Annotated in this window: 11 protein-coding genes; 3 read left to right on the top strand and 8 right to left on the bottom strand. The window is 40.9% G+C overall.

Annotated features, from left to right (window positions below; all coding sequences use genetic code 11):
- Positions 1 to 14 precede the first annotated feature (14 nt).
- The 3 genes from H5181_RS04375 to H5181_RS04365 are packed head-to-tail and all read right to left on the bottom strand — an operon-like array spanning position 15 to position 5,482.
- Positions 15 to 2,531 carry a DMSO/selenate family reductase complex A subunit gene (locus tag H5181_RS04375; RefSeq protein WP_182750328.1) on the bottom strand — a complete coding sequence of 839 codons (2,517 nt, stop codon included), beginning with the start codon at positions 2,529 to 2,531 and terminating at the stop codon, positions 15 to 17.
- 33 nt (positions 2,532 to 2,564) lie between these two features.
- Positions 2,565 to 4,574, bottom strand: coding sequence for an MtrB/PioB family decaheme-associated outer membrane protein (locus H5181_RS04370; RefSeq protein ID WP_182750327.1), 2,010 nt, complete (start codon positions 4,572 to 4,574; stop codon positions 2,565 to 2,567).
- Positions 4,575 to 4,588: 14 nt separating this feature from the next.
- Positions 4,589 to 5,482 carry a DmsE family decaheme c-type cytochrome gene (locus H5181_RS04365; protein WP_182750416.1) on the bottom strand — a complete coding sequence of 298 codons (894 nt, stop codon included), beginning with the start codon at positions 5,480 to 5,482 and terminating at the stop codon, positions 4,589 to 4,591.
- A gap of 501 nt (positions 5,483 to 5,983) precedes the next feature.
- On the opposite strand from H5181_RS04365, the gene H5181_RS04360 reads away from it, so the two are divergent.
- Complete coding sequence (locus H5181_RS04360) at positions 5,984 to 6,778, top strand: Crp/Fnr family transcriptional regulator (RefSeq protein ID WP_182750326.1); 795 nt, start codon at positions 5,984 to 5,986, stop codon at positions 6,776 to 6,778.
- Positions 6,779 to 6,925: 147 nt separating this feature from the next.
- Here H5181_RS04360 and H5181_RS04355 read toward each other — a convergent pair whose 3' ends face one another.
- Entirely contained in the window at positions 6,926 to 8,350 is a 1,425-nt protein-coding gene (locus tag H5181_RS04355) for a sigma-54 dependent transcriptional regulator (RefSeq protein WP_182750325.1), read from the bottom strand.
- A gap of 3 nt (positions 8,351 to 8,353) precedes the next feature.
- Positions 8,354 to 10,321, bottom strand: coding sequence for an ATP-binding protein (locus H5181_RS04350; protein WP_182750324.1), 1,968 nt, complete (start codon positions 10,319 to 10,321; stop codon positions 8,354 to 8,356).
- Positions 10,322 to 10,726: 405 nt separating this feature from the next.
- On the opposite strand from H5181_RS04350, the gene H5181_RS04345 reads away from it, so the two are divergent.
- On the top strand, positions 10,727 to 12,517 hold the full coding sequence (locus H5181_RS04345) for a flavocytochrome c (RefSeq protein WP_182750323.1): 1,791 nt from the start codon (positions 10,727 to 10,729) through the stop codon (positions 12,515 to 12,517).
- Between the two features lie 403 nt (positions 12,518 to 12,920).
- Entirely contained in the window at positions 12,921 to 13,328 is a 408-nt protein-coding gene (locus H5181_RS04340; RefSeq protein ID WP_182750322.1) for a VOC family protein, read from the top strand.
- A gap of 202 nt (positions 13,329 to 13,530) precedes the next feature.
- On the opposite strand, the gene H5181_RS04335 is transcribed toward H5181_RS04340, so the two are convergent.
- From H5181_RS04335 to H5181_RS04325, 3 genes are all read right to left on the bottom strand, one after another.
- The gene (locus H5181_RS04335; RefSeq protein WP_182750321.1) at positions 13,531 to 14,784 is read right to left on the bottom strand and encodes an OprD family outer membrane porin; all 1,254 of its coding nucleotides are present in this window, start codon (positions 14,782 to 14,784) and stop codon (positions 13,531 to 13,533) included.
- A gap of 65 nt (positions 14,785 to 14,849) precedes the next feature.
- Positions 14,850 to 15,206 (bottom strand): cytochrome c3 family protein, encoded by a 357-nt coding sequence (locus tag H5181_RS04330; RefSeq protein ID WP_011639108.1) that lies wholly within the window; start codon positions 15,204 to 15,206, stop codon positions 14,850 to 14,852.
- Positions 15,207 to 15,273: 67 nt separating this feature from the next.
- Complete coding sequence (locus tag H5181_RS04325) at positions 15,274 to 16,953, bottom strand: FAD-binding protein (RefSeq protein WP_182750320.1); 1,680 nt, start codon at positions 16,951 to 16,953, stop codon at positions 15,274 to 15,276.
- Between the last annotated feature and the right edge of the window lie 189 nt (positions 16,954 to 17,142).

Genomic DNA, 17,142 nt, shown 5'->3' with positions numbered 1-17,142 from the left:
TTTTAATTACTCCATCAAGCGCTAGCAATTTGTACGCGATTTGTATGCTGTGGATTACCTTTTGCCAAAGGGCTAGGTTGGTAACGGGTCAGTGTATTAATGCATCCACCAATGTCGATAATATGCCCTGATGGTCCTACTCTGCCCGTCGGATCTGGGTTATACCAAGCACCTTGACCAAGAGCTAACACACCAGGTGCCACACGTGGTGTGACTCTGACGGGAAGTTCGATAGTACCGCGTTGACTCCAAATAAGTGCTTTTGATCCTTGGGTCAGCCCTTTTTTATAGGCATCTGTAGGATTCATCCAGACGGCATCTTCCACAGCTTCACGTAACCAAGGAACATTATGATAACTAGAATGAGTTCGGCCTTTTGTATGATAACCCACTAACTGGAATGGATAATCTTCAGAAGTCTCACTGTCTTCATAACCTTCCCAAGTTGCTTGGTACATAGGTATGCTCGTAATGTAATCACCTTTAACTGTGCTATCAAACTCCCAGTCAGTACCTTTTTGAGCTAACTCAAGTGAGAATATTTCGATTTTTCCGGATGGAGTATTGAGCGTATCAGTTCCATTCACATATCCTTCTAACGCAACGACAGTTTTACCGTCAAATGCACGGAATACACCCTGTGTTTGCGCTTCTTCATATGTATTTGGAAGTGGAGGAATTGCATTGGCATTATTACTATTTGTACGAGTTTTTTCGTAAAGTTCAGTTAACCAACCAGCTTCATCTTTGCCTTCTGTATATTCACCAAGTTTACCCATTTTGTCGGCAATCAGTGCACACATATCGTACATAGATTTGCATTCCCATAACGGTTCAACAGCTGCTTTCATCGCAACTAAATACCCCATGATGCCTGAAGCATAACTATCATTAACTAGATCGTTTGACTCTAACCAAGAGGTATCTGGAAGTAAAATGTCTGCAAACTTGGCTGATGATGTCATCCAGCAATCACATACAACGATAAGTTCGCATTTAGTATCATCTTCTAGGATTTTAGCAATACCATTAGAATCAGAATGTTGATTAATTAGTGCATTAGAATTGATAACGAAAAGCGCTTTTGTATCAGCACCCAATGGCGTATCTAAATCAGCGGTTCCTCTGATCCCATCTTTTCGTGTCGTCATTTCATGACCACGTTCTATTGCATCAGGAAAAGTGAAGCAAGAAATAGATTCTTTGATTGGATTAGATAATCCAGACATTCCGCTTCGGCTGAGACTTCCTTGGCTTGGAAGTGCACCATTACTGACACCTGGCTGACCAACCTTACCCGTTAAGAAAGATAACATGTAGCAAGAACGCATAGCTTGTTCGCCATTCGCATGCCGGTTTATACCCGCACCAGCAACAATAAATGGTGCACGCGCATTCATTAGTTTTGTGGCAATTGACTTAATATGTGCTTCAGAAATACCACAGATTTTAGCCGCCCAACTCGGGGTTTTAGGGCCTGTTGAAACAAACAAACCCTCACCTAGAATATAGTCTTTGTAATTCTCATTAGGATTAATGTATGGGACATATGCTGTTTTATCCGGATCTTCAGAGGCTTCAAATTCAGCTTTTAAATTAATTAGAGATTCTTTGTCGTAACCAACACAGAATTTATCTAAGAAGTTTTTAGAATTGATATCTACCCAGCCTGAATTAATCATTTCATAGGCAATACCTTCACATAACGCAGCATCAGTACCTGGACGAATCGGGAACCAATTATCTTCTTTTCCTGCCATTGAATCGGTATAACGTGGATCAATCATGATCACTTCTAAACCGTTGTTCTTTTGCAATGCATTTAAGAAGTCATAGCCTTCACCAGACCCAGATTGACGCATTTCACTTGGGTTGTAGCCTAAGCCAATAAATAAATCACTATCATTTAATGCAAGTAAGTTAGAACCAGAAGTACTACTAAACCCAGTTGCTGCTGCAGCTTCAGTTTGTTGAGCCCATGAATAGTTACCATAAATATTCAGGAAACCACCATTAAGATTTAATACACGATTAAAACAACTAGAGCTTGAGAATCCATAGTAAGCGCCAGTGCCATATATCTTTAATATAGACTTATTAGTGTATTCATTCGCAATACGTTGTATTTCACTAGCAATCGTAGATGCGGCTTCATCCCAACTGATGGGAACAAACTTTCCTTCACCACGTTTGCCAACACGTTTCATCGGCGTTTTTAGACGATCAGCTGCATAAGTACGTTGACGTAAAGAGCGGCCACGTGCACAAGCGCGAATTTGATGATTAACACCATATTCGTCAGTCGTTTCGTTATCAGCTTCAACACGCGTGATAATCCCATCGCTGCTAAATACCTTAACAGGACAATTTGAACCACAGTTAACTAAACACGCAGACCAAGTAATGGTTTCATCACTGACTGGCGGTGTCGGAGGTATGACATTGGCATCATCAGAACTTGTGTTACAACCAGTAACAGTTGCAACACAGCTCAGTGCGGCACTTGCTTTTAAAAAACTTCTACGTTCCATAGATATATCCTCTCGTAGCATGAACGATGCGTCTTAGCGCAATTTGTAGGTAAACGCCAACATCACCTGGTGTGCGTTGTAGTTATGATTGATATCACCCAAGGTAATCATCCCTGCAATATCATTGACCCCTACGTTGGCTGCATCAGTATCGAAATAGCGTTCATAGCGGTAAGTTAATTTAAGTGCCATTTGCTCACTTAGGGCATAATCTGCATACATGCTGGCACTGTGACTATATGAATAATAATCGCCGTAAGTGCTACGCGTATCTGTAGAGCCAACGTAGCTGTGAACTAGGGTGTCACTAATGGAATTACTGAATAGATAATCGATCCCTACTATCAGACGGTCTTGCATTAAACCGCTGTAGCTTAAACCCGTACCTATATTGATAAATTCATCTTCAATATCGTCTTGCCAATCAGATGAACTAAAGCTTTGACTGCCTGCTTGATTAGAGTTAATCCATTGCTGACTCCCAAACACATAACCATCTATATACTGATTAAATTGAATATTTACATTAACGTCATATCCGTAATCTTCTGATTCAGTTAATCCAATTTTAGTATCGTCATATTCGTCTTTGGCATAACGAGTTGTGATACCTAGATTCATCCAATCAGTTGGGTTATGCACAATCTTGAATTCGAGTGCATTGCGGTCACGATCTGCTAAGTAGTATTTACGCAATAAGCTGTTGTTTTCAGATGAGGTTAGGTCGCTTGCTTCATACTCAGATCCACTGCGATTGGCATGCTCAACTTTAAGATTAACGTTAATGTTATCTAATGCGCGAACATTGAACTTCATCCATAAGTTATCGTCATTGGTTTGTTCTCTGTCACTAAAAGTACGATCAACGTCTTTGCGATCATAACCAGCTTGCAAGCGATAACCGCTGGCGATGCGATAGCTTGCGTTGACTTTATAAGTATTACGTTCCAAATCACGAGGGGTATTTTGTCTAAAAGCGCCGGTTAAACTATTAAAGTTATATTGAGCAAACTCGGCGGTAGAGCTTTGATTATCTCGCTTGGTGTAATCAATACTGCCACCTAAACGTAATCGATTAGTTATCATTGAGGTCAGAGCGAAACGACCATCTAGCGTATCGATTTGACCGTCCCAATTTTGCAGTGGATTACCCGCCATTTGGATAAGATCTTCATCTTGGATCATACGTCCTGCGACAATACGTCCATTCATCACAGTGCGGTGGAGCTGATATTGACCTGATAACGACACTTGATGAGCTTGATTATCTGGTGTCGCCGAATACACGTCATTAACGTATGGAAGGCTTAGATTGTCGATGTTGTTTTCATAATAGCTGCCAAAGTAGCTCAGTTCAGTTAACCAGTTATCACCCGACAAGTGGATGCCAGCATCCAATTGTTGAGTGGTAGAATCTGTCGGTAAACCAAAATTTATTGGGCTGGGTGATACGAGACTACTAGACTTGTAACCCGTTTTATCTTCTTGGCTATATTTAACAAATACACCATAGAAATCTTGATCAAATTCAAACCCTAAACCGACTTTTTCACGTTGTTGATTTAGGTCAAATTCATTAAGACTGTCACTAGGCGTCAACATACCGTTGTTATGCCAAAGCGAACTTTGAACATCGCCAGCTTGATAGGTTTTGATAGAATCAATATCTAAGTTAAATTCATACAAGCCAGCTTGACCGCCAGATAGATGAGCAAAACCATTATCCATACCTAACTGATAAGCTTGAATCTTAGCTTCATAGCCTGACTCTGCTTGGTATTTTATATCTCCGCTCACAGCGGCAATGCCGCCATTATTATCACTACCTAAAGCATTAGCCGCATGGATATCATTAATATCGTTATAACCCGCAGCAAGCGTTACCTCACCTTGGTACCCCGCAGAACTTATACAACGATTACACTCATAATTTTTTGTATTCACCGAATCCATGTTTGCGTTACCAACTGCAAAATTAGCAGCCATAACAGGTGATGACATGGCTATCATGGATATGGTGATCAGATTCAATTTAAATGACATAAACTTGCTCTCCATTAACGTTGTAGCAAACTGCCAGCAGGATGATTAGAACCATGAATTTTGCTATGACAATTCAAACAACTTTTGCCGCCACCAAATGAATCAATACCAGGTTCTGGGACAACACGGCTAGCATGACCGTCATTGGCATGACATTGCTGACATAATTGTGGAGCGCGACTATCAAGCATATTGTCATTCACACTGCCATGAGGGTTATGACAAGAGATGCAGTTCTCTGTGACTGGCGCATGCTCCCATAAGAAAGGTCCACGTTTTTCAGCATGACAGCTATAACAAGTGTCATTTACCGTTGGTTTATTGAGTGCGCTTTCGCTCATTGAGCCATGAGGAGAATGACAATCAATACAGGTCATTTGATCCCACTTCATTGGATGCGATGAGCGCTTGTTCATATCCGCTTTTTGTTGGGTATGACATGAGGTACATGTGTTATTCACACTCAATTTATCTAGTGCGGGGTCTTTCGCTGTATGAATGGTATGGCAATCACTACAAGCAATTTCTTCTAAGTTATGAGTGCTGGTATGCCACGCCATTTGTTTAGGGTCATTATGACAACCTTGGCAAACAGTATTTTGGGCTGGAGCAGATAGCTTGCTGTCTTTACCAAAAGCTATCATCGGCTCTTTACCACCGCGATTATGATTACCTTGTGGGCCATGACATGCCTCACACTGTAAGCCCGCCATTGGAGATGCCTCTGAAATGACCTTTCCGTGAGTTCCCTTAAATAAATCCATCACCTTTTCATTTTTTTTATGACACATAAGACAAGAGTCAGCTCCTTTGGGGGAGTATTTTCCCTCTTCAAACTTTTGTTGTAGCGTTACTTCTAATTTGTCTGCTGTTAAGTCGTCCCAAGGTAGCGCGTGAGAACTTTGCATGACTAATAATCCGCAACCAATGAGTATGGCTAGTTGATAGAGAGATCTCATTGTTATATACCTCTTTAAATCTGAGTTTTTTACTTTCATTTCATTACCCGTAAATAATTACTTTTAAGGAAGCTTCTATATCTATTTCAAAACATAAAATCATAAACTTATTTTTTATTTTCATATTCCCACGAAACTATTTAACAACTCGGAAACACAATTTTATTATTTATTAACATCTAAAAATCCATGAATCTATTTAACCAAATCAAACAGCAGAATACCTACATATAGGTATAAACAATCGTAAATAACATGTGACTGACTTAACAGAAAGTAAAACAAAACCAAAAATACACGACCCATCACAACAAGCAAAAATATGCGACGAATGTCTCATAACATAAATATGCATTGAGATGAAAACACTTAAATACAGTTTGGGTTTATAATATCGAATATCCAGCTTGTGGATTATTTAATAAAAATTAACATTTAAGGTATATTAATATGGCTCTAGTTATGTCTTTAAGTGCTGAAATGAAAGAGAAATCCACTATATTCTTTCCAGATAAAGTATCAGAAGATCTGATTGACTTTATTAAAGGCAATGGAAAAAAAATAACCTTAAAAAAAGGTGAAGTAATACCTAAAAGCATTTTACTCAACAATTTCATTTACTTAAATTCTGGATTGTTATTCTATATAAAAAGAACTAATAACTTTACCAAACCAAAATTTGTTAATGTTATCGTTAAAAATAGATTGACTGATTATCATTTACTTTTAGAAAATAATTGTACTTGTTGCAAAAATATTAAAGTAGCCCGAGAAAGTGAAATAACGATTATTGAAAAATCATTGATTAGAAATTTGATGAAAAATAACATTAATCTTTTTACTCGATTTATGTTTGATGCTAACTATTTTACCGAAAGACAAACAGCGCTTGCCATTTTCTTATTGACATCATCTCCAGAAGATAAACTAATTAAATTCCTATTTGATACTTTAGTCGTTTTTAAAACAGCATTTTCATCACAATGGCTTACTATTAATATAAAACTAACTAGAGAAGAAATTGCAGACATATTACATATTAGTGTAATAAAATTAGATTTAATGCTTGGAAGCTTAAAGAAAAAAGGCTTGTTAACAAAAAACAAAGGCTTATTTAGTGTTAATACTGCATTATTTACTGAACTGTCCCCGTGCCCTTTAGGTCGAGAAGATGCACAAGGATGTAAATCAAATAATATGCTAAAATTTAAAGTTAAAAATATGATTAACTTTAATAATCAATAGTAAAGATTTAAATGTGTAAAACTAGATATCCGTATAATTGTGACCTATAAATAAGTAATTTCCTTGACTGTCACAGCAGTAACCTATGGGCATTAAATACTCTGTCAACCATCGAGTTTACTCTTAATAAAACGTTCAATCATTATGTTAGTCTGTATGTGGAACTGTAAAATCGACAGATGGTTCCAGCGTCGCTACCCCTTTCAACCGCCTGCTTAATGCACTTTGACTAATACCCAATATTTGTGCTGCCGCTGTTTGATTATTAGCTGTTCGGCTCATGGCTTCATCTAAAAGCGCTTGGTTCATTTGGGCAATGGTAGGCAGTTGTTTAGGAAAGATAATTCGGTCTTGCGGCGCTGCCGTTAATGACTTGTGCTCATTAATGGCTTCCATAAAAGCAGAGGTGTTAAGCGCTATGCCATCACTGCGACTAACGGCATCAAATACCATGCCTTTGAGCTCGTGTAGATTACCGGGGAAATCATAACTGGCTAGTCTAGAGGCTAAATCTGCAGGTTGAATCGGCGCTGGTAAATTCATTTCTGTTGCGGCTAGGGCGATGAAATGATTGATCAACATAGCAATATCTAACTGCCTTTCAGCTAATGGCGGTAATTTAATTTTATGTGCCCGTAAACGGTAGAGTAGATCGCTCCTAAACTTACCTGCTTGATGAAGTTTGAGTAAATCATCTTGAGTTGATACCACAAACTTACATTTTACCGGATAGGCGGTGTCGCTACCTAAAGGGTAATATTGTTTGCTTTCTAACAGCGCTAATAGCTTAATTTGGGCATCCAATGGTAGCGTGCCAATTTCATTAAGATAGAGTACTCCACTGCCCACTTGATGCAATAAACCTGCAACTGCTTCTAGCTCGCCATTATTGTGATGATACAGTTGACCACACATTTTTTGCTCAAATGACTCACAACTAATACCCGCAAGATTAATGCTAACGAAGGGTTCATTTGGGCTATAAAGTGCATGGCAAGATTTAGCGAACTCGCTTTTACCAGTTCCGCTAGCGCCATAAATTAACAAGGGCTCAGGGCTACATGATACGGCTTCAAGATAACGAAACTGATCTAATAGCTGTGGCTCGCAAGTTAACATGTTATTGAATGCTTGCGGGTTATCTAAGGTTCGGCTTAAAAATTTCTCTTTGATATAAAGGTAGTTTCTTTCAAGTCCGACCACTTCAAGTGCACGGCGAACTGTTCGTGCAAGTTCATCGACATTGTCTGTTTTAATAAAGTAGTCATAAGCACCATTCTTAATACAACGAACTGCAGTATCAACCTCATTTACCCCAGTCACTATAATGACTCGAGTGTTAGGGAAATCGCTGCGGATCATCGCTAATAATTCTTCACCAGAGTGAAATGGCATAGTGAGATCGACTAACACTAGCGCATAGTCGCCAACCTGTAAGCGACTACTCACCTGGCGACTGTCGACACAAGTGTCAATTTCAGCTTCTGGAACTAGGCGGTTCAGGGTTATCGCGAGTGTTCGTAACCATGCAGCTTCGTCGTCGATTAACAGAATATTTCTGGCTAGTTTCATGGGCTAATCCTGTTGTGCTAATGCAAAAATAAGTCGAATTTGCGTGCATTTGCCTAAGGTAGACTGAATCTGCATTTCGCCTTGATGTTCTTTAATTATTTTACTGCACACCGATAACCCTAAGCCGCTACCACCTTCGTTGCGCCTAGTGGTGAAAAAGGGTTCGGTAATACGTTTTAATGTGGCGCTGTCCATCCCACAGCCATTGTCTTTGATACTGAGTATGGCCATGTTGTTTGCAGCATGTGTGTCTATCACTATTATCCCAGGCTGAGCTGAGCAAGCATTACACGCATTTTGAATGAGGTTAATTAACACCTGATGTAACTGTTGAGCATCGCCTGTAATGCAAGGGCTAGGGTCACATAGCATGGTGCTGATCTGGTGAGATTTTGTTTGATTCGCGGTGAGACGCTGGGCCACTTGAACCACATCATTTAAGCTCACTCGGGTATATTGGTCGGCAATATGCGGCATGGCGTAACGCTTTAGGTCATTAACAATTCGACTGATACGTTTAGCACCCTCTTCTATAGAGCCACAACTATACTGTAACTCTTCAATAGCAATGTCTGGGTTTAGCCCTGCAATTAACCAGAAAGGATTTTGTTTCTGATAATGCCTTGCTGCTGGGGTTAAATCTTTCATGGCTGCGGTAAATAGTGATACAGCATGTACAATAAGGCCGGTTGGATTATTAATTTCATGGGCAATTCCCGCAGACAACTCTCCCAATGAAGCTAAACGACTGGCTTCTTCATTAGCTTGGCGTAATCGATGCTGCTCGGTTGATTCTTCAAGTAGAATCACCACCTGATTGTTGGCAATGGGATGAATTTGTAATTGCCAAAATTGTTGCTGATACCGCATATCGGCAGTAAACGACTTTTGAGTCGACAACACCTCCAATACTGCGGCTTTAAGCTTAAAAACATTGTTGTCGACATAGTAAAATTCATCTGAATCTAACAGGTGAATATTGTTATCGTTACTCCATAAATGCTGGAGTTCCTGGTTTACTATGGTCACGCCATTAGGAAGCCCGTCGAGAACAGATTGGAACTGTTGTGACAATTCAGATATTTCAACTTCAATCCGCTTTCGTTGAATTAATTCGGCATCGAGTGCTTTAGTATGGCGGCGTAAACTAGCGCTTATAAACCCGGTGAAAATCATCCCAATAGCAGACATAATCGCTACTAAAATTGCGAGGGCAAACATGCGCTTTTCGGAAGAGGTTAAATCAACTTTTTCACGCCCGGTGCCAAACCATTTATTAACCAGTTTGTCGTATTCACCCGATAATTTTAACTGCCTAAGCGCCTCGTTAATTTGGTACATCAGTTCAGTTTTTGTCTCATTCGCGACAAAATTAAATGCCCCGTAAATTAACGCATCACTGGAACTTCGCACCGATGGATATAGCGGAAGTAAACGCCGCGCAACAAAACTCTCGGCAATAACCACGTCGACTTGGTTTTTTATCAGTAATTGAAAACCGGTTTCATACAAATCAACATCCACGCGGTCGAAATTTTGCAGATGGTCAGATAAAAACACATCAACAAAGGCACCATTTTTAATAGCAACCCGCTTACCAACAAGATCTGCCCAATTGTTTATTAACGCCTTACCCTGCAAGGTATAAGCTTTAGCGTGGGTTGCATATATAGGATCAGATTGCGCTAACTTACGATCCATGTTCACCGGGCTAACCACAGCAATCACATCGATATCACTGTCAGGATCGTGAACATCTTTTACCAATTGTTGAAAACTCTTTCGACGTACAATAATGCGCTTATTGGTCAGCTGGCCAATTCTATCCATCAACTCGATATTAAAGCCTTGGTCAACGCCGTTATTACGCCACTCTAATGGCGCTGTTTTTGAGTGTACGCCAAAGACAATGCTGTCTTGTGCGAGCACCGGCATAGTGATGATGATAAGTAATAACAATAGAGTTTTCATGCCGCGATATTACCCATTTTTTCCACTTGAAACTGTGCAGCATTACCCGAATTAGCAAATCATTATGTACGTTTTCTTATGATGTTAACTCGATGTGATCTATCTCCACATATACTATGCAAAATTGCATATACCTCTTTATAACTATGCATGTTTGCATAGCGCATTTTTAGGCTTGTGATTGAGTTGTCATTTCTGCCCTCTATTCTGGTTATCTGGTTGTTGATTGCGCCCCCTTAGGCAAAGATTACATTGAGCGAAAATAATAGCTGATCAACTCGATGCTAATTTGGACCGTATTTTTAAAGTGAAGTGAAGTCAGTTTCACTTCAGCCTAACTAAAACAATAAGAGGCTTCTATAGTTAATGAATAAACCGTCATTACGTATAGAAGGGGGAGCAAAAATGAAAAAGATGAATCTTGCAGTCTGTATTGCTACATTAATGGGCACAGCAGGCCTAATGGGCAATGCTGTTGCGGCTGATAACTTAGCTGAATTCCATGTACAAAACCAAGAGTGTGATAGTTGCCATACACCAGACGGTGAACTGTCAAATGACAGCTTAACTTATGAAAATACACAATGTGTATCTTGCCATGGCACACTAGAGGAAGTCGCTGAAACGACAAAACATGAACACTATAATGCGCATGCTTCCCACTTCCCAGGCGAAGTAGCTTGTACCTCATGCCACAGCGCACACGAAAAATCGATGGTGTATTGTGACTCTTGCCATAGCTTCGATTTCAACATGCCTTATGCTAAAAAATGGCAACGTGACGAGCCTACTATTGCTGAACTGGCCAAAGATAAATCAGAACGTCAGGCTGCTCTTGCTAGCGCACCTCACGATACTGTTGACGTAGTGGTTGTCGGTTCTGGCGGCGCAGGTTTCTCAGCGGCAATATCAGCAACAGACAGTGGTGCTAAAGTCATTCTTATTGAAAAAGAGCCTGTTATTGGCGGTAATGCTAAGTTAGCTGCGGGTGGCATGAACGCTGCTTGGACTGATCAACAAAAAGCCAAAAAAATTACTGACAGCCCAGAGTTAATGTTCGAAGACACCATGAAAGGTGGCCAAAACATAAATGACCCTGCATTAGTTAAAGTATTAAGCTCACACTCTAAAGACTCTGTTGATTGGATGACCGCTATGGGTGCCGATTTAACTGATGTTGGCATGATGGGTGGCGCATCTGTTAATCGTGCGCATCGTCCAACTGGTGGTGCTGGTGTTGGTGCTCATGTTGTTCAAGTACTTTATGATAATGCAGTTAAACGCAATATCGACTTACGCATGAACACTCGCGGCATTGAAGTGCTTAAAGATGATAAAGGCACTGTTAAAGGTATTCTGGTTAAGGGTATGTACAAAGGTTACTACTGGGTGAAAGCCGATGCGGTAATCTTAGCAACGGGTGGTTTCGCTAAAAATAACGAGCGTGTCGCTAAACTTGATCCTTCACTAAAAGGCTTTATCTCTACTAACCAACCTGGTGCAGTAGGTGATGGACTGGATGTAGCTGAAAATGCGGGTGGCGCATTGAAAGACATGCAGTATATCCAAGCTCACCCAACACTATCTGTAAAAGGTGGCGTAATGGTCACTGAAGCGGTACGTGGTAATGGTGCGATTTTGGTTAACCGTGAAGGTAAGCGTTTCGTTAACGAAATTACTACTCGTGATAAAGCATCTGCCGCTATCTTAGCGCAAACCGGTAAATCAGCTTATTTGATTTTTGATGATTCTGTGCGTAAGTCACTGTCAAAAATTGATAAGTACATTGGTTTAGGTGTTGCACCAACGGCAGATAGCCTAGTTAAATTAGGTAAAATGGAAGGTATTGACGGCAAAGCACTTACTGAAACTGTCGCGCGTTACAACAGCTTAGTGAGTAGCGGTAAAGACACTGATTTTGAGCGTCCAAACCTACCGCGCGCACTTAACGAAGGTAACTACTATGCAATTGAAGTTACACCTGGTGTTCACCACACTATGGGTGGCGTGATGATCGACACTAAAGCTGAAGTCATGAATGCTAAGAAGCAGGTTATCCCTGGCTTGTATGGTGCTGGTGAGGTTACTGGCGGTGTTCATGGTGCTAACCGCTTAGGTGGTAATGCTATTTCAGACATCATCACCTTCGGTCGCTTAGCGGGTGAAGAAGCTGCAAAATATTCTAAAAAGAACTAATCGATTTAGAATTCACTGACTCGCTAGTATCAGTAAGCCACAGTTCATTGCTGTGGCTTTTTTTATGCGTCAATATCTCCATACCTATCGAATTAACCTCAACTAGAGGTAGAGATGAGAATAGAATTATAAAGATATTAAGCTTAGCCATTAACCGCTCTCAAACTTGTCATTTGTTTTACTAACAAGGCGAATTAACACGTCAATAGCTGGTCTATTGCAAGTCTTCTCATGTAAAAAATAACGCAGTTAGCAAGGCAAAAGGCAGTTTGCGAGGCGTTTGTTATCCCGAATTCTGGTTAATTAATGCATAATCGACGGCACAGATAATCTTGCATTAACTCACTAGTTAATTTACAACGCTCATTCACTGGCTAATTGACAAAGCTATCAAAGGATAATAATGAAACAGTCTATAGTTCACATCGCGCTAGTGGTGAATGATTACGATGAAGCCATCGATTTTTATGTCAATAAATTGAAGTTTGATTTAATTGAAGACACCTATCAAGCAGAACAAGACAAACGCTGGGTTGTGGTGTCGCCTCCGGGGTCAAATGGAGTCTCGTTGTTGTTAGCTCGGGCATCTAAACCAGAACAGTATGATTTTATTGGTAACCAAGCTGGCGGACGGGTATTTCTTTTTTTGAATACCGACGATTTTTGGCGCGACTATAACCGCATGCAACTCGATGGGATTAAGTTTGTGCGTCCGCCTCAAGAGCAAGACTACGGCACAGTGGCAGTTTTTGAAGATCTATACGGCAATCTTTGGGACTTACTGCAGTTAAACGATAAGCAACCAATATAGATAATTAATCCACAAAACTAGCCAAATTCTAACCAAACATTTGATTCCGACACATAGGGAAAAAGCGTTTTTCATTTTATGCTGACTAACTAAACCACACATACTGCAAGCTAACTAACATAAAAAAGCCAGTTGGAATATCCAACTGGCTTAATCAAAACCGTCACTCTATTTCAGAGTAGGTATATGTGCTTTAGCACTATTACAAAGCAAATTTATAATAGACGTAAAAACGAGTGTCAGTTAAGTCGTCGCCAGTTGAGTAGTTAACTATGGCGTGACGCGCGCGTACACTCAGGCCGTCGACATATTTAGCCAGGTCGTACACCACTGAAAAGTCGGTTTCGTCGATGTCTTTGCTTGAGTCGCCATCAATTTCATAGCTAGCCCAGTTAAGATATGTGCTAACGCCGCTTAGTGCTGAGTCGGGTGAAAAATTATAAGCGAGTTGAGCACCGTAGCCGTCTTCGTTAGCACGTGATGACTGAACCACTTGTTGAATAATCACTTTTTCATCGCCAAATGGAGCCACTACGTCGCCATCGCCAGTGGTCACATACTTAAATGTGGCATCAAATCCGTTCCATTTCATCCCTAAATGGAAGCCTGCTTGGTAAGTGTCGAATTGTGCAGCGCTTTGGTCTAGTAGACCTGTAGAGTCTTGTTTTAAATAAGACGGAATGAAATACCAGTTGGCGGCACCCATTTCACCGCTCATATCTAATTTAACATGATACTGGTTGTACACATCTTCCATTGAGTAGTACCACAAGCTAGTTTTAGCTTTTACCGACTCTAACGGTAGATTGTAATCTAAACCTAAAGCGTAAATAGGGTTGTCTTCTACATCGATGAACACGCCCTTACGTGCAAATTCACCTCGGATACCATCAGCCACACTAGCAAACTCTTCGTTAGTCCAACCCATGTAGTCAGTGATATACAGTGCTGATACGCCCAAGTTCTCAATTGAGGTATTTTTAATACTGGCACCACGATACGTGAACGGGATTGATCTTAATGGAAACGGGTTCATCATAGGTGTACGTAACTCTTGAGCACCAACCACTATTTTGGTGTCATACCAATTACCGCTAACAAAGTATTCTTGTAAACGGTTAACTGATGTACGTTCTACCACAGAGCCTGGTGCTCCTCCACCAACAAGTCCGTACAGACCATCATCGTTTGCATCCCAAATTGGGTTAGCTGAAGCAAATGAACTGCCAAAGCTTATGCCGTTAGCCTCACCAGAGCGCAGGTAAAAAAGTCCACCGAATGAGGTATCGCGTCTGTCTGTGCTATCTCCATCAAAATTACGTTGGAAGTCAAATAATTGAAATTGACCATTTACAGTACCATCATTAAATAAATTGCCCATTGGGTCAGCCGCAAAAGCTGGACTTGCAGCGAGACATGCAACAACCAAAGGCAGTAGTTTTGTTTTCATCATCATTTTTCTCATCCTAATTATTGTTAACTTTTCTTGTGGTCGAGATATTAAGGTGCCAAATGGCCGACTTATGGCACAACAAAGTCAAAACGAAGGTGGCAGCTACCACAGTAGTTTTCTGACTTTTGGTGTACGTTGTGACATTTAACGCAGTCGGTTTCGGTGCCAAAATGGCGATTTTCATGTGGGTTTGTTGGCTTAACATCCTTGGTTTTAGCGGCTAGCTTTTTAGTGTTGTGGCATGTCACGCACTTAGACATAGTCACAGGCTCACGCGTTTCAGCTTTACCATGGCAGCTAGCACATTTAAGTCCTTTAGCCGCATGAGTTTGATCCAATAAGGTAGTATTGTCAGCCATTGCAGTACTTGCGAAAAAGCTCAATGCAAGACAAAGCAAGGTGTTGCGCAGTGTTAATTTCTTCATTGTGTTATTCCATTATTCATTGGGGAAGGTGCCAAACGTCGGGCATCCATTTAACTGTCTTTACGCCCTATAGCTTGGCCACGTACTTACCGGCTAAATAGCCAAACGTATAACAACGCCCTAGTGACAATCCGAATACAGTCAGTGGGTAATCAACGCCACCATAGAAGCCGCCACCTAAGTTACCGATAACGAATAAGCCACCAATTTTTTTGCCATCAGCATCAAGTGCTTGATGATTTTTATCGACTAGCATTCCTGAACAAAGGGTTGAGATACGCATGCGGCGATGAATGCCATAGAAAGGAGCTTTAACAATGGGAAGCATTTTTGCTGAAGGCTTACCAAAATCGTCATCTTTACCTGTTTTGCAAAGCTCGTTATAACGCTTAATATTGGCAACGAAGGTTTTAGGGTCACATTCAAGTTTTACTGCAAGCTCTTCCAAAGTATTGGCTGAGTAGGTATTTGTCTGAGATGCATACACGCCGATCTTAGGCGCTGGATCTTCAGGCATATAGATTTTCATTTCTTCAGGTGAGTACAGTTTTCCAGGCCAGTCTTTAGCTTGAGTCATGTAATTTGAATCGAAGACCTGAGAGTAATTACCCGCATTTTCTGCATCACGTAGGTAGTTATTCATCAATGACATTTCAACAGTTTCATTGACGAAACGATTACCTTTACGGTTAACAGCAAGGAATGGCATATCACACATTGAAGCAGGACCTGCATCAAAATCGTGTAACATTTTGGTATGGCCAATAGGTTCAATTACGCCACCCGCCCAGTACGCCATAGAGAAACCATCGCCAGTACGATCCATTTGCTTGCGTTCGAAATGCTTTAAATCAGGAATGAAAAAATTACACATCGCTTCGTTATTCTGGTAATCACCAGACGATAAAATCACACCTTTTTTGGCTAGGTATTTGTGATACTTACCATCACGGTCTTTGGCAATAACACCGATAACTTTGCCAGATACATCTTGGATAAGTTGCTGTGCAGGCATGTTGAAGAAGAATTTAACACCCGCTTTTTCAGCCACTTTAGCCAAATCACGCATGCCGTCACCGGTGGTATATGGCTTAGGGCCACAAAATGAGGTAACAAAGTTGAGTTTATGTTCAGTGACACCATGAATACCATGTTGCACTTTTGTGCCTTGGTCTACGATTTGCGCGCCACCTTTTTTAGCACGATCAATCACCCAAGAAACCGCCTCACCAGAGTTATACGCCCATTCTCTTACAAGTTCTGGGTGACAACGGTGAGCGCTGTCACCCATAAGACGGTTTACCATTGCTTCTACGGCAGCCTTGTCGCTGTTGGCCAAATCAATACCAGAACCCGTGTTACCTTGAGACACGACAATCGCTTGTTTTTGCAATACTGCAACTTTAGCGCCGTTTTCTGCCGCAGATAACGCAGCAGGAACACCAGAAGCACCAGCACCAACCACAACCACATCGAACGTTTGTGTCGATGCGATCAGTCTGTCAGAAATCGGTTTCGGCTTAGGCATAAACTCTAACGTTGCGCCGCCATCTGAACTTTTAGCTGCGTTTTGGCAAGCTTCATCTGTTGTAGCAGAAGCCATTCCGCCACTTAGGCCGGTAAATGCAACTGCGCCAGTACCCACTGCAGCACGAGTTAAAAAGCTACGTCGTGAAATACCATTTTGCAGGACATTCGCGGTGTATTGATCGATTGCTTCCGGCTTGTTTGAATCATTATTACTCATTGTCATACTCCTTTTGCCCCCACCGTCACAATGGATACAACATCATTTACTGCGATATTGGACCCGCTCATAACCGTATAGAGCTACTGTGTTCTACTTGCATCAAAAGTAGGGCTCGCTCAGAAAGTGGGGAAAAGTCTTAATATGATAATGGTTAAATATTAACCCCAAATTCGATACGTTAAATGT

The sequence above is a fragment of the Shewanella sp. SG44-2 genome, assembly GCF_014164215.1.
In the GTDB taxonomy this organism is placed as follows: domain Bacteria; phylum Pseudomonadota; class Gammaproteobacteria; order Enterobacterales; family Shewanellaceae; genus Shewanella; species Shewanella frigidimarina.
This window is presented reverse-complemented; position numbering and strand designations above follow the sequence as displayed.

Coding starts and splice junctions, on each gene's coding strand:
- H5181_RS04375 (WP_182750328.1), bottom strand. CDS start 2,531: ATGGAACGTAGAAGTTTTTTAAAAGCAAGTGCCGCACTGAGCTGTGTT.
- H5181_RS04370 (WP_182750327.1), bottom strand. CDS start 4,574: ATGTCATTTAAATTGAATCTGATCACCATATCCATGATAGCCATGTCA.
- H5181_RS04365 (WP_182750416.1), bottom strand. CDS start 5,482: ATGCAAAGTTCTCACGCGCTACCTTGGGACGACTTAACAGCAGACAAA.
- H5181_RS04360 (WP_182750326.1), top strand. CDS start 5,984: ATGGCTCTAGTTATGTCTTTAAGTGCTGAAATGAAAGAGAAATCCACT.
- H5181_RS04355 (WP_182750325.1), bottom strand. CDS start 8,350: ATGAAACTAGCCAGAAATATTCTGTTAATCGACGACGAAGCTGCATGG.
- H5181_RS04350 (WP_182750324.1), bottom strand. CDS start 10,321: ATGAAAACTCTATTGTTATTACTTATCATCATCACTATGCCGGTGCTC.
- H5181_RS04345 (WP_182750323.1), top strand. CDS start 10,727: ATGAAAAAGATGAATCTTGCAGTCTGTATTGCTACATTAATGGGCACA.
- H5181_RS04340 (WP_182750322.1), top strand. CDS start 12,921: ATGAAACAGTCTATAGTTCACATCGCGCTAGTGGTGAATGATTACGAT.
- H5181_RS04335 (WP_182750321.1), bottom strand. CDS start 14,784: ATGATGATGAAAACAAAACTACTGCCTTTGGTTGTTGCATGTCTCGCT.
- H5181_RS04330 (WP_011639108.1), bottom strand. CDS start 15,206: ATGAAGAAATTAACACTGCGCAACACCTTGCTTTGTCTTGCATTGAGC.
- H5181_RS04325 (WP_182750320.1), bottom strand. CDS start 16,953: ATGAGTAATAATGATTCAAACAAGCCGGAAGCAATCGATCAATACACC.